Annotated in this window: 14 protein-coding genes; all 14 read right to left on the reverse strand. The window is 44.4% G+C overall.

Annotation, left to right across the window (positions count from 1 at the left end; genetic code table 11):
* Positions 1-21: 21 nt before the first annotated feature.
* Entirely contained in the window at positions 22-1,359 is a 1,338-nt protein-coding gene (gene fliI, locus Q4Q50_RS00130; RefSeq protein ID WP_311897820.1) for a flagellar protein export ATPase FliI, read from the reverse strand.
* A complete protein-coding gene (gene fliH / locus Q4Q50_RS00135) occupies positions 1,328-2,344 on the reverse strand; it encodes a flagellar assembly protein FliH (RefSeq protein WP_311897822.1) in 1,017 nt (338 codons plus the stop codon). The genes fliI and fliH overlap by 32 nt, the downstream gene beginning before the upstream one ends.
* Positions 2,331-3,383, reverse strand: a complete 1,053-nt coding sequence (gene fliG, locus Q4Q50_RS00140) for a flagellar motor switch protein FliG (protein WP_006082405.1) — start codon at positions 3,381-3,383, stop codon at positions 2,331-2,333. Before fliG ends, fliH begins: the two co-directional genes overlap by 14 nt.
* Positions 3,376-5,058 (reverse strand): flagellar basal-body MS-ring/collar protein FliF, encoded by a 1,683-nt coding sequence (gene fliF, locus Q4Q50_RS00145; RefSeq protein ID WP_006082406.1) that lies wholly within the window; start codon positions 5,056-5,058, stop codon positions 3,376-3,378. The genes fliG and fliF overlap by 8 nt, the downstream gene beginning before the upstream one ends.
* A 45-nt stretch (positions 5,059-5,103) precedes the next feature.
* The gene (gene fliE / locus Q4Q50_RS00150; protein ID WP_311897824.1) at positions 5,104-5,439 is read right to left on the reverse strand and encodes a flagellar hook-basal body complex protein FliE; all 336 of its coding nucleotides are present in this window, start codon (positions 5,437-5,439) and stop codon (positions 5,104-5,106) included.
* A 230-nt stretch (positions 5,440-5,669) separates the two neighbouring features.
* The gene (locus tag Q4Q50_RS00155) at positions 5,670-7,013 is read right to left on the reverse strand and encodes a sigma-54-dependent transcriptional regulator (protein WP_259528083.1); all 1,344 of its coding nucleotides are present in this window, start codon (positions 7,011-7,013) and stop codon (positions 5,670-5,672) included.
* Positions 7,006-8,088, reverse strand: a complete 1,083-nt coding sequence (locus tag Q4Q50_RS00160) for a sensor histidine kinase (protein WP_012089707.1) — start codon at positions 8,086-8,088, stop codon at positions 7,006-7,008. The genes Q4Q50_RS00155 and Q4Q50_RS00160 overlap by 8 nt, the downstream gene beginning before the upstream one ends.
* Positions 8,089-8,197: 109 nt before the next feature.
* On the reverse strand, positions 8,198-9,631 hold the full coding sequence (locus tag Q4Q50_RS00165) for a sigma-54 dependent transcriptional regulator (RefSeq protein WP_311897826.1): 1,434 nt from the start codon (positions 9,629-9,631) through the stop codon (positions 8,198-8,200).
* 286 nt (positions 9,632-9,917) lie between these two features.
* A complete protein-coding gene (gene fliS / locus Q4Q50_RS00170; RefSeq protein WP_006082411.1) occupies positions 9,918-10,328 on the reverse strand; it encodes a flagellar export chaperone FliS in 411 nt (136 codons plus the stop codon).
* Between the two features lie 6 nt (positions 10,329-10,334).
* The gene (locus tag Q4Q50_RS00175) at positions 10,335-10,655 is read right to left on the reverse strand and encodes a flagella biosynthesis chaperone for FliD, FliT (RefSeq protein WP_311897828.1); all 321 of its coding nucleotides are present in this window, start codon (positions 10,653-10,655) and stop codon (positions 10,335-10,337) included.
* Between the two features lie 30 nt (positions 10,656-10,685).
* A complete protein-coding gene (gene fliD / locus Q4Q50_RS00180) occupies positions 10,686-12,056 on the reverse strand; it encodes a flagellar filament capping protein FliD (RefSeq protein WP_311897830.1) in 1,371 nt (456 codons plus the stop codon).
* A 43-nt stretch (positions 12,057-12,099) separates the two neighbouring features.
* The gene (locus tag Q4Q50_RS00185; protein WP_311897831.1) at positions 12,100-12,495 is read right to left on the reverse strand and encodes a flagellar protein FlaG; all 396 of its coding nucleotides are present in this window, start codon (positions 12,493-12,495) and stop codon (positions 12,100-12,102) included.
* Between the two features lie 143 nt (positions 12,496-12,638).
* Positions 12,639-13,457, reverse strand: a complete 819-nt coding sequence (locus tag Q4Q50_RS00190; protein WP_311890008.1) for a flagellin N-terminal helical domain-containing protein — start codon at positions 13,455-13,457, stop codon at positions 12,639-12,641.
* Positions 13,458-13,709: 252 nt separating this feature from the next.
* Positions 13,710-14,531, reverse strand: coding sequence for a flagellin N-terminal helical domain-containing protein (locus tag Q4Q50_RS00195; RefSeq protein ID WP_311890010.1), 822 nt, complete (start codon positions 14,529-14,531; stop codon positions 13,710-13,712).
* Positions 14,532-14,563: the final 32 nt, after the last annotated feature.

Here is a 14,563-nt window from a genome sequence, read left to right on the forward strand (position 1 = left end):
TCGATTAATTCGATGACGCCATTATTTGCACTGTGCGGCAAGTTGCCCGAGCATGACTTGGCTATCGGCAAAACTGAATGCATCACGCATGGTTTGGCGTAAAAAAGCATTCATCGCCGGCTGTAATCGTATCGCGTTATCGATTCGAGGATCGCTGCCTTGGGCATAAGCACCAATTGAAATCAAATCCCGATTTTGCTGATACAAGGAATAGGTTTGTTTCACGCGGCGCATCGCTTCCAAGTGTTCATTGGAGATCACCATAGGTGCTACCCGGCTAATGGAGGCTTCAATATCAATCGCAGGATAATGCCCAGAGTCCGCAAGCGAACGTGACAAGACTATGTGACCATCAAGAATCGCCCGCGATGCATCGGCAATGGGATCCTGTTGATCGTCCCCTTCCGTCAACACAGTATAAAATGCCGTAATTGAACCTTGACCTGGACCACCGTTGCCAGCACGCTCAACTAAACGCGGCAGCTTGGCAAATACTGAAGGCGGATAGCCTTTGGTGGCTGGCGGCTCACCCACAGCCAAAGCAATTTCCCGCTGCGCCTGGGCGTAACGCGTCAAACTATCCATTAATAACAAGACGTTATAGCCTAAATCGCGAAAGTATTCGGCAATGCGAGTCGAGGTTTCACAGGCGCGCAGGCGCATCAGCGGCGAGGTATCTGCAGGGGCGGCAACAACAACAGAACGCGCTCGACCTTTGTCCCCAAGAATTTCTTCAATGAACTCTTTTACTTCACGGCCACGCTCGCCCACCAGCCCAACCACAATAATGTCGGCAGTGGTACCGCGAGTCATCATACCTAAGAGCACACTCTTACCCACACCTGAACCAGCAAACAAGCCCATACGTTGGCCTTTGCCCACTGTCAGCATGGCATTAATGGCGCGCACACCGACGTCCAGCGGCTCGGTAATAGCACGGCGAGATAAGGGATTAATGGCGGCGCTATGTCTTGGCGCTTGTTGATCTGTCTGCAACGCACCTAAACCATCTAAAGGCACACCGTTGCCATCGAGCACGCGTCCTAACAGGGACAAGCCGACATTGAGTCCAGTTTGTTCTCCTAAAGGCACCACTCGGGCACCGGGTAATACCCCACGTAATTCTTCGATAGGCATTAAATACAGGAGTTCGCCATCAAAGCCGACGACTTCTGCAATTAACTCGCCCGCCATGGTTTCGATGGAACATAAGCTGCCCACTGGCGCACGGCAACCGCTCGCCTCTAAGGTTAAGCCAACAACACGCACGAGTTGACCACTGGCCACAGCTCGAAATGGCGGCACTTTTTCCTGATGGTGATTAAGCCTATTCAGCAGTTGGTGTTGGCGATTTTGCATCTGTTCTGGCATCCGATTGGGTATCTAAGTGCTCACCTGTATTTGAGGCAGATTGCATGTCCTCAGTGTCTTGGTTAACCGTATCGACAGCTTGGTCATCCGCCGTTTGATCATCAAGCTCAGACTCAAGCGCCACAGCAACTTGTTTGGCAGTATCTTCAGCTTCAATCGTCTCTTGCAGTTGATGCTGTTTATCACTCAAATGCGCATGTTGATTTCGTAATGACTCAAACACTGTATCGATACGCGATGAAAGCGTTAAATCGACTAATGAGCGGTGACTGCTCAGAATACAATCGCCTGCACTTAACGTCGGATCGATTTCAAGTTCCCATTTACTGCGGGTCAGTTGGGCGGTGGAATAAAGTTGTTCGACAAGGATCACATCATCAGGGTGCAGCCGAATAGTAACCGCTTGCTCCTTGATGGGTAGCGACTCTATGCCTAAGCGTAATGCCGAAAGCACTTGTTCTGGATGGGTTTTTAATTCGTGGCCTATGACAGATTTAGCTAATGTCATACTCAAGTTCAGTAGGGAGAGCTCAATATCACCATCGAGTAATTGCAATGGCTTTTCAAATTGAGTTAATAAGGCTTCAAACCGCGAAAGTAAAACTTTGGCTTGAGCTAAACCGGTTTCTAATCCTTGCTCATGCCCTTGGGCGAGCCCTTCGGTATGGCCTTGCTCTAAGCCTTCTAAGCGACCTTTTTCTAGCCCTTGCTCGTAACCTTGTAGTTTACCTTCGGCAAACCCTTCTTCTTCAGCTTGGGCCCGAATGTCTTCAATCTCGGCCATCGTCGGCGGAGAAACACTCTCAACCGTCGTCGGCTTAGCGGCTTGATGATTCGAATGGCCGAACAAATTCGAGATAGAATCGTCATCGGCTTCAGTCACATCTGGCAGTGCCCAGTGACTAAACTCAATATCACCGTCGCTCAAGACCTTATTTGACGGTTTATTGTCGCTCGGATTAGAGGAACTCATCGCCACCACCGCCGCCTAACATAATTTCGCCGCTGTCACTTAAGCGACGGGCAATAGACAGGATTTCTTTTTGGGCGACTTCCACTTCACTGATACGGATTGGGCCCATGGCCTCAAGATCGTCACGCAGCAATTCTGCGGCACGTTTTGACATGTTACCCAAGATTTTTTCTTTCAGCTGATCATCAGTGCCTTTAAGCGCCTTCATCAGTACATCTTGCTGCACTTCACGCAATAGGGCTTGAATACCACGGTCATCAACATCGATTAAGTTTTCAAATACGAACATCAAGTCTTGGATTTGCTGCGCCATTTCTTCATCAGACTCGCGCATGGTTTCCATCAACTGACTTTCGATACCCGTATCTAAATAGTTCATGATGTTGGCAGCCGCTTTTAGGCCGCCCATTTTCGCGGCCTGTGCGCCACCTTGACCGGCAAACTGTTTCTCCATGATGTCGTTCAGCTCTTGCAGTGCAGCGGGCTGAACTTCTTCAAGATTGGCAATCCGCATCATCAAGTCTAAGCGAGTATTCTCAGGGAATTGACCAAAAATTTCCGCCGCCTGATCGGGTTCTAAATAGGACAACACGATCGTTTGGATCTGAGGATGTTCGTTTTGAATAATGGTCGCTACTTGGCGTGCATCCATCCATTTCAACGAATCCAAACCTTTAGCACCGCTGCCCATGATAATCTGTTCAATCAGATTACCCGCTTTATCTTCACCCAGCGCGGCGGTTAAGGCTTTACGAACGAACTCTTCGCTGTTGAAACCAATAGAAGAATACTTTTGTATGTCATCGAGAAACAGCTTATGTACCCCAATGACTTTTTCTTGACCAAACTCATCCATTGCCGCCATCGCCATGCCCACTTTTTGCACTTGCTTCGGCTCCAAGTGTTTTAAAATGGATGCAGCATCGGCCTCACTCAAACTGAGGAGTAAGATCGCGGTCTTTTCGACACCGCTAATATCCTTAATATTAAAGGCAGGTGGGGCCGCTGGAGCCACTTCTTTCGTTTTATTCTCAGCCATTGTCTTGTAACCAGTTTTTCACGACTTGAGTAGAGAGCTCAGGCTCATTAGCCACGAGCGCACGGATAGCTTTAATCATATCATCATCTTTGTGCAAATTAGGGATATGAATTGAACCATCATCGGCATAACTGTATTCCGCCTCTTGGGTATTGAGCATCCCTAGCGTATCTGCCGCGTACTGGTCCTCAATTTCGGCCAATTCGTTACCTAATCTGCCATCCTCAGGCATATTCACACTGTCAGGATAGATTAAGCGTTTCAGCATAGGCCGTACCACAGCTAAAATCAGTACCAGAATCACTAGCGCACCAATACCGAGCTTAATCGCACGCCAGAACCAAGGTTGTTCCCACAGTTCTAGTGCTGGCAAGTCTTCAACCAATTGATCCATAAAGGGAACCGTTACCACTTCTAACACATCACCCCGTTGCGAGCTAAAACCTACCGCACCTTCGAGTAAACGACGGATATTGGTCAGTTCTTGTTCGGTACGGGCAACACGCGCCACTTGACCATTTTCTCCGGCAGCACCGGGTTTAAAGTCCACCGCAACCGACACACTAATGCGGCGAACGGCGCCAACTTGCTGACGAGTATGGCTAATAGTGGTATCTAACTCAAAATTACGGGTCGCTTCACGGTGCGAATTACCTGCAGTGGCAGACTCGGTAGCTTTAGTCGCATCTTGCGGAATGTTCGATTCCATTGGCGGTTGATTCGATAGTGCGCCAGGGATCCCACCTGAAGAGCCGCCAGTGGTATTATTTTCAACGGTCATTTCGCTGCGTAAAGACGGTAAATCGGGGTTATAACGCTTAGAGGTTTGCTCGACCGCAGTGAAGTCCATGCTGACATCGACTTGAGAGGTGAAATTATCAGGACCTAAGATAGGTACCAAAATCGATTCAATCTTAGTGCGATACTCGGCTTCTTTTTGCTGTACTAATTCAAGCTCGCGACGGGCTGTCGCAGACGCGCCATCTTGGCTGCCGGAGTTTAATAAACGGCCGTTAGAGTCGGTCACAGTCACCCGTGATGGCTCTAAACCTTGCACAGCAGAGGCAACGATATCAACGATAGCGTCGACTTCACCTTGGCCTAAACCGCCACGGCGGGTATTGATGACCACAGTCGCACTTGGTTTTGAGGCATTGCGAGCAAAGACGTTTTCTTTAGGTAACGCGAGGATCACTTTGGCGCGGCTAACACTTTGTAGTTGCTCAATCGCACGGGCTAGGTTTTCTTCTTGGCTGTGCTTAAGACGGGCTTGCTCCATTCGTTGGCTGACACCAAAGCCGCTGTCTTGATTCAGAAAGTCTTGACTAGCCGCAGGGCTGTCAACGCCTGCGCGGCTCAGCATCATTTTCACTTCTTGATATTTATCTTCGGGGACTTTAATCACGTCCACGTCTATTTGATACTTAACTTTATTTTTATCAAGCACATCTAATACTTGAACCATTTCCTGAGTTTCCATTTTACCCAATGGACGATACTCAGGCTCCTGTGCCCACAGCATGACAAATACGGCTAAGGCCAAACAAATCGCCAAGGCTAAAATCATAGTTACTTGACGCATCATATCGACACCGCCAAGGTTTCCCATCATTCCTGACTTATGTTCTTGCTGGACACCTTGGTCAGCTAAGTCGGAATTGGATCCGACAATCATTTCTGTGCTCACGATTCGTACCTGCTAATTGGGTTATTCACTGGCCTAGACAGGCATGCTCATTATTTCTTTATAGGCTTCGACAAGCTTATTACGCACTTGTACCGTTGCCTCGAAGGCGACGCTGGCTTTCTCACGGGCGATAACAGTATCCGACAAAGTGACGGTAGTATCTCCCATTTCTAAGCGCGTCGCGAGGTTTGATGATGTTGACTGTAAACCGCTGACATTGCCGACGGCTTGCGAGAGTAACTGACCGAAGTCCGCACCACTGGTGTTATTAACTTGCTGCATGATATTTGGCTGAATGCCAAAAGACGGCGTAATTTCGCCTTGGAGTTTCTGCATTTCTTGCAGGAATGAATTTGCGCCTATTTGCATGCTGAGCTCCCAGTCGTCGAGTTCTTGACGATCAAAATACCTATAACGGGACAATGCAAAATAACGGCCAAGTTTTCAAATGGTCGTGATTGATAACAAATTGACGGGATAAGAAGACGTTAAAACTAAGGATTCTGGATAAAATAGGTCACTTTTATGCTGGTATATTTCAAAAAATGCAGCCTCACAATCAATATGGAGGCTGCAATATCATAGCTTGAATTTAAAGACTAATTTGGTAATTGAATGCCCATATCACGCATCCTTGCCATCTTGTATCTTAGGGTTCGGGCGCTTATCCCCAGTTTTTCAGCGACCAGTTTGCGGCTTCCTTGGCATTGATTAAGAGTTTCTAGAATAATCACATGCTCCTGCGCTTTAAGTTCTTCGCCTAAACCGTCTGGCTCGGCAGCAAATTGATCTAGGTCTTCACCGCCTAAAACCACATCCTGCGTATCGATAATAATGTCATTGGCGGTGATCACTTGACCGGCTCTTAATATCAAAGCCCGCTGGATCACATTATCGAGTTCACGTACGTTCCCCGGCCAGCGATGACTCAATAAACGTCGACGTGCATTTTCATCCAACTCAGGCACATCGGCGACATTCAATGCCTTGGCATGCTTAACCAATAAATGGCGTGCAAGGGGTAAAATATCCGCTGGACGTTGACTTAATGCGGGCCAAGCTAATGGGAACACGTTGATTCGATAGTAGAGATCTTCCCTAAAGCCACCTGCCGCCACCACGGTTTTTAGGTCTCGATTGGATGTGGCAAGCACGCGCACATCGAGCTTAATAGTTTTACGGCCGCCTAAACGCTCAACTTCACGCTCTTGCAATACTCGCAATAACTTAGCTTGTAAGCCTAAATCCATCTCAGATATTTCATCTAGCAGCAAAGTGCCACCTTGAGCCTGCTCAAATTTCCCAGGACACGCTTGATAGGCGCCAGTAAATGCGCCCTTTTCATAACCAAAAAGGGTAGCTTCAAGCATATTCTCGGGAATTGCAGCACAGTTAATGGCCACAAAAGCTTGATCGGCACGGCTACTGTGTTGATGAATATAACGGGCCAAGACTTCTTTACCCGAGCCGCTTGGGCCTAAGATCATGACCGAAGCATCGGATGCAGCAACCCGCTGAGCCAGTGCCAATAAAGCTAAACTCTTCTCATCGGCAACTACTGGCTGATCCACATTTTGTTTTAACGGCAAATAGCGGGAAACTTGATTGAGCAAGACTTCTGGCGCAAAAGGTTTCGCTAAGTAATCGACAGCGCCCAATTTAATGGCATCCACCGCACTACCAATCGTGGCATAAGCTGTCATCAACAATACTGGCAACTTAGGATGATGTTGCTGTAGGAAGTTTAATAATCCTAACCCACCAATGCCTTGCATCTGCACATCACTAATGACTAAATCAAATTGATGTTGTTTCAAGGCTAAAATAGCGTCTTCACCGGAGGCAACATCAATGCACTCATACTGAGCCAACATTAAGGTATCCAACAAGGCTTCACGCAATGAGGCATCATCTTCAACGAGCAATAACTTTGCTTCAGACATGGGTAATCTCCAAAGGTAATATCACCGCAGATTTAGCTCTTGGGAAGACTAAAGACACAGTACAGCCTTTATTCGGTAAGCAACTTAATTGCAGTTGTCCTCCATGATTACGCACCACAGATTGCACAACCGCTAACCCGAGCCCAGTTCCCTGCGACTTAGTCGTAAAGAAAGGTTCAAGTACCTTCTGCTGCATATTGGCATCTAAGCCTTTGCCATTGTCGATGACATTCAGTAGTAACTGATCGCCCTCTTCTTTCGCCTGAATACGAATCTCAGTTGCTCCAGCTTCTATGCTGTTCATCACTAAATTGTTGATTGCCGAGCTTAATGCATTTGAATTGGCTAACATCGAACTGCTTGATGCATCATCAAATGACAAGTCACAACCTTGCTTAGCCGCTATCGGCTCACAATTTGCCAATACATTGTCGATAACCTCAGCCAGTGTAATCAAATCTCCCAGTTCATCCTGACGGCCTTTCGCCATCAATAGCATGTCGTTAACCTGACGCTCCAGTTCATTAAGCCTATCAACAAGCTTTTGCTGGAATTTAGCTTTAGCGGCATCGGATAACTTAGGACTCGCAAGATTAGAGGCATATAGCAAAGCGGCGGATAAAGGCGTGCGCACTTGATGTGCCAAGGTCGCGACCATTTTACCCAGTGCAGATAAGCGTTGTAGATGGGATAGATTTTTCTGTAATAATCGAGTTTCAGTCAGATCAGTTAACACAATTAATTGTCCAGGCTCTGGCGTAAGTGGCGTAATTGCTAATTTAACGCGGCGGCCATTACGCAGTGACACTTCGTGACCATCATCATCCTGTGGCGCAAAGGCACTGTGGATCACATCAATCCAGCGAACGCCACACAAGGAGCGCTCAAGTAATTCAACTGCAACCGGATTGGCATCCGTGACTATACCGTCGCCATTGATAATCACCACGCCGGATGGCATAGCCTGTAAAATATGCTCCATTCGATTGGACATATTTGCGGCCTCACGCAGTTGGTTCCATTGTTTGCTAGTGTGCTTGAATGACTCAATTTGCGCTAGTGGGTTGGCTGACATAGTCACTCCGTCAAAAAAATGCTTATGACGGAGTGACTGCAGTATCTATGCCAAATTAGAAATTGAACTTTAGAGGTTAAAACGACTTATATAACAATAAAATAGAAAACTAATCTTTGGTCATTCCGTACTTACGCATTTTTTCTACTAGCGTTGTACGACGAATTCCTAACATCTCAGCAGCGCGAGCAACAACGTTATCTTGCAGCTCTAGTGCCTGACGTATCATGTCGATTTCTAGTTCTGCTAATAAATCCTTAAGGTTCACGCCTTCAGGTGGTAGCTCACTAGGAAAACGCGTCTCAGGGATTTCAACCGGCTCTTCATCACTAAAGATAGAAGCCAAAGCATCACGTTCCTGTTGCTCTTCGCTCATCTCTACACAATATTCGGGCACATCGATATGGCGATACTTAACGGGTAAGTCGTTAACATCAACCAGTCCACCCGGATATAAAATGGTGAGGCGTTCGACTAAATTAGACAGCTCACGCACGTTACCCGACCAAGCATGTTCTTTTAACGACTCTATCGCACGCTGCGTAAAACGCACCTTGCCACGGCCTTCGTTATAGACTCGGCTCACCAACTCTTGTAATAGCAAAGGCACATCGTCCTTGCGATCACATAGCGCAGGCATTTCAATCGGGAATACGTTTAGGCGGTAATAGAGATCCTCGCGGAACTCATTCACGCTGATCATGGTTTCTAAATCTCTATGTGTCGCTGCTACAACGCGCACATCGGCATTGATGGTCTTAGTGCCACCAACACGCTCAAATACCCGTTCTTGCAGTACACGAAGCAATTTAACTTGCATCTGCAATGGCATGTCACCAATTTCATCGAGAAATAGTGTGCCACCTTCCGCCAATTCGAAACGGCCCTTACGAGAACAAATTGCCCCAGTAAATGATCCCTTCTCATGACCAAAAAGTTCACTCTCTAACAACTCTGGTGGTATAGCACCACAATTCACTGGGATAAAAGGGCCATCACGGCGCTCAGACAAATAATGGATATTACGGGCGACCACTTCTTTACCTGTACCCGATTGACCCAGTACAAGCACGGTTGCCTCAGATGTCGCTACTTGATTAATCAAATGCCTAACATTAGCAATACCATCGCTGCGCCCCACCAAGCTTCGGAATAACTTAGTTTGATTCGCACTTGTGGGTACTTGAGGACGCTTAACTTGGCCAAATACTTGGCAGAAGTGTAATAATTCAGTGAGTTGAGGATAGGTTAAAGGTTCCTCAATATTTCCTAGAATGTTAGACACTTGCAGATCGTCAACGTTACCAAGCAACAGCATAGGTTGCCATGGATGTTGACCCGCGATGTTTTTAAGCATCTCTGCATCCATAACATCAGTTAGGATAACTAAAGCTCGAAAACGAGTATCTTGGAGGCTAGCACTTAATTTTTCGGCGTCAATTTGTGCAATTTGCTCACCTAAAAAATCAAAAATGCAACACAGGCGATTTAATCGCTCTGATGGGGGGCCGATAAGTAAAATTCGTTGATCTGTTTGCATCATTCAGTAGGCCGTAAAGCTCTAATATGTATTAATTCGCATTAATTATTTATGATTAGTTGCTGTAAAAGCTTAACAAATTCAATGTAACAATCTGTGCCACCATCACTACTGTAATGAATATTGTATTATCAGCAGACGAGAAGCAAGCCTCAGATGAGGTTTATGCCAAACTGAATTGATTTTAGTTCATTTATGCCATGATTCTAGTTAAAAACGTCAAACATTTGACTTTAAGCCAAAAAAAAGACGCAACCAGTGCGTCTATTTTTAATCACCAAATAAGATATTAACCCGCTTCAGAATGCGCAGAAATATTATGTTTATCTGCAGGAATCGCATCCCAACCTTCTTTGATGGTACGTAAAACCTCACATACATCATCAATCGCTTTCACATCATTATTGATGTTAGCTTCAGAAATTTTACGCAACATGAAATCATAAAGATCACTCAAATTCCTTGCTATCTGTCCACCAGCATCCATATCTAAGCTATTGTTTAACCCAGTAATAATCCCAATAGCCTTGCCAATATACATACCTTTATTAGACAGATCATTTTGTTCAATCGCAAGACGACTCTGCGCTAGACGTTGCAGTGCTCCCGCGAACATAAGCTGAATAATACGATGTGGTGAAGCAACGGTAATTTCACTTTCTAATGAAACCTTACGGTATGATTGCAGTGAACCTCTCATAAACACCTACCTATTTGAATCTATAGTCTTATAAACACTAATCTGGCGTTTATTCTTACTGCCTGCATGTAATAATGCTTGCCTATCTGCCATTACAACACTTGCTTTACTCGTGTACTCTTGAGTAAGGTCAAGTTGATGTTGAAGATACTCAACATCCGTCATATTCGCATCAGCCACTAATACATTGAGTAAAAGTTGACGCTCTCCAACCAGTACTTGCAAGTTCGACACCAACTCGTCAGATTGAGGCTCTTCAGCAGGAAGCTGAGTCAGTTTATTTAAAATTTCACTCAAAAGGAAATTAAGCTCATCGAGTTGTTTCACTTATACTCCCCTTACTCATTTATAATTTAACTATCGTTTTTTAACAGCTCCAGGAAGCGAATTCAAACGATCAACAAGACCACTGCTCTGCTGATTGAGTTGGCCAACAACAAGATCCATCGCATTAAATTGCTTAGTTAAACGCGCGGTTAACTGATCCATTTTAAGCTTAAAGGCTTCTCTTTGATCTGTAATTTGGCTTTGCTGATTAGTATATCCAGTTTGACGAGAATCAATTAGGCCACGTGACTTAACATAATTATCAGCAAGATCATTAAAACGATTAGCAAGCCCTTTATCGGGTGTCGAGAATAATGCCTCAACACTGGCCATATCTTCAGAGATGACTTTATTAAGTTTAGTGTCATCGACAGATAACTTACCATATCTATCTGTTTTTATACCAATATCATATAATGCTATCGAACTGCCGCTATCAGTTGGCACTCGTTCACTCGATATACTTCGGAGTTGCGATTCTATAGAACGGATCATTGAGTCGCCCTGTAATGCAGCTGCTGTTTTTTTCTCTTTATCATAGGACGACATTTTATCAACTGCTGTCGCTAAACTATTGTAGGCATCGACAAAAGCTTTCACATTTGTCTTTACTGCATCATCATCTTGTTCAATTTTTAACGTAGTCGTCTTAGAAACATCAGCATCAGCTAAGTTTAACGTCACCCCTGCAATAGCATTTTTAACTTCATTAGTTTGTGAGGTAACCTTCTGGTTATCAATATAAATAATTGCATTTTTAGCATCTTGAAGCGTGGAGATATTTCCAGCACCGAACATATCATTGAGTCCAGTTCCAGTCGTGTCATTAGCTGTAATGCTGATTTGATTATCTTCACCCGATTTATTAGAGCTAAAAATCAACCGGCTACCAGCATCACTGGTAATGACTGTCGCCGTCACACCTGTATTATCTGATGATTCATTAACTTTCTTAGCAATGTCAGATAATGAGTCGGTTGCAGCAATATCAACAGAAAAGCTCTTGCCATTGATGCCAAAAGCTAAGCTTCCTTCGCCAACAGGCAATGCAGGATCTACAACGTTTTTTCCAGCAATTTTATGATTTACCGCAAGTTGCTCAACTTTAATAACATAGCTACCCGCTTGAGCGGTCTTGTCTGTCGTTGCAGATAAATAAGTTTCATTACTAACAGACGTTTTACGTTGATTGAGAGCATCACCAGTTTGAAGTTTTTTTAGGGCATCTTGAAATGTAGACAATGCGCTTTTTAAGGTTCCCATGGCAGAAACTTTTGCTTTGATGCTATCTTCAGTTTTATTGAACATCGCTTCTTTGGGTGTTTTTTCAGCATCGACTAACACTTTAACAATGTTGCCAATATCCAAACCAGAACCGATACCCATAGCTGTTAATGCCATATAAACCTCTCACTCTTCAACGATTACTACAAGTAATGTATATCTAGGCCTCTGTTTTCATCAAAAGCCCAGTGACTTCAGATAATTTCTCAGCTAGAGCTAATGCTTCTTCACTTGGCATTTGCCTAATAACATCACCAGTATCTCGGTCGAGTACAGTAACAACAGCTTGCCCTGAATTTTCATCAACTTTAAATGCTAAGCCCTTACGCATCATAGACATCATAGACATCATATCAGACAACTCTGTGGCAACCTGAGTCAACTTACTCGGATTCAGTTCATTATCAGCCGCATCTTGTTCTACAGTTTGTTCAATAGCCGACACCGCAGTATCCCGCTTTAAATCCACATCTGAAGCAGATGCTTTTAGCGGCACTTGAGCTAATTCAACCTTATTGTGAATCATAGAAGGTGAACTTGCTATATTGATATCCATAGCCATACCTCAGCAAATTAAGTAATTGTTTTAATTAAACTTAAAAAACAAATACACTATAAAGCTTAATTAACCTTTTAATGTGGCAAAGGGAGATCCGTCGCCGAACCTCCCTTATCACTTATCGACTTTACTACTTTATATTACAGTAGTGATAAGGCCACTTGAGGTAATTGGTTAGCTTGTGCCAACATTGCAGAACCTGTTTGTTGCAACACTTGGTTCTTGGTCATTTGTGATGTTTCTTTCGCAAAGTCAACATCTACAATACGGCTCTTAGCATCAGCAACGTTTGCTTGTGTATTTGCGCTGTTGCTAATGTTATGTGCTAAACGGTTTTGAATAGCACCCAAATCAGCGCGTTGTGCGTCAATAGTCTTAATCGCTGCATCAATTTTTGCTAATGAAGATGCACGGTTAGCTGAAGTAGCATTCGTTAATGAACCAACTGATAATGACGTTTTATTACTCGCTTTTACAGTAACTTTAATGTCTTCACCGTCTTGTGCGCCCACTTGGAAACTCTTACCAGCTGAAAACCCACCTGCTAATAGCTTAGTAGTACCAAAAGCAGTTGTTTTACCAATCTCATCGATTTCAGTCGCCAACTGATCCATTTCTTTTTTAAGAGCATCTAAATCGGCAGAACTGTTTGCACCGTTTTCAGACTGAACCGTTAAATCACGCATGCGTTGTAGCATGTTAGTTTGTTCTTGCATCGCACCTTCAGAAATTTGGGCGATTGAAATTGCATCGTTGGCGTTGCGCATACCTACATCCAAACCACGCACTTGGCTGTTTAGACGGTTCGAAATTGCTAAACCTGCAGCGTCGTCTTTTGCGCTGTTAATACGTAGACCACTGGATAAACGTTCCATTGAAGTGGCCAAACCGCCTGCAGATGTGTTTAAATTCTTTTGAGCTTTTAATGATGTGACGTTTGTGTTTACTGTAATGGCCATGATTCGTTTCCTCTTTATACCTGGCTTGTGAACTTGCCTGTCTACTTAAGCCAGGCGGGTCTTAGTGGTTACAGTATATTTAACGGCAGCACCTTTTTTATCTTTAGGATTATTTTAAAAAAATAATAACTTTTTAAAATAATCTTTTTTTTCATATAGATAACTATCTCTAATAAAAGCTTTGCCTACTTTCCTAGAAGATTCTAGAACAAGTAGGCAAAAGCACTTCAATACCATTTCACATTAATGGCATTAACCAAGGAGAGATAGTGCAACTTGAGGTAACTGATTAGCCTGTGCAAGCATTGCAGAACCCGTTTGTTGTAATACTTGATTCTTCGTCATTTGTGAGGTTTCCTTTGCAAAATCGACATCTACGATACGGCTCTTAGCGTCAGCAACGTTTGCCTGAGTATTTGCGCTATTACTAATGTTATGCGCTAAACGGTTTTGAACAGCACCCAAATCTGCACGTTGCGCATCAATAGTTTTAATTGCGGCATCAATTTTAGCCAAGGATGAGGCTCGATTAGCAGATGTTGCGTTCGTTAAACTTGCTACAGACAATGAAGTTTTATTACTCGCTTTTACAGTAACTTTAATATCTTCACCATCTTGAGAGCCTACTTGGAATGTTTTGCCTGCTGAAAAAGAGCCAGTTAACAGTTTCGTGGTACCAAAAGCAGTCGCTTTACCAATTTCATCAATTTCTGTCGCCAGCTGATCCATCTCAGCTTTCAACGCTGTTAAGTCCGCTGAACTGTTTGCACCATTTTCAGACTGAATCGTCAAATCACGCATACGTTGTAACATGTTCGTTTGTTCTTGCATCGCACCTTCGGCGATTTGAGCAATTGAAATCGCATCATTTGCATTTCGCATCCCCACTTCTAGACCGCGTACTTGGCTGTTCAAGCGGTTAGAAATAGCTAGACCCGCAGCGTCGTCTTTAGCGCTGTTAATGCGCAAACCACTTGATAGACGTTCCATCGAGGTCGCTAAACCGCTACTAGAAGTATTTAAATTCTTTTGTGCCTTCATCGAAGTCACGTTGGTATTAACTGTAATAGCCATGTTGAGTTCCTCTTCCTAGTTATACCGCCAAG

Origin of the sequence: Shewanella scandinavica (assembly GCF_031932065.1) — a bacterium.
Classification (GTDB): Bacteria; Pseudomonadota; Gammaproteobacteria; order Enterobacterales; family Shewanellaceae; genus Shewanella; species Shewanella baltica.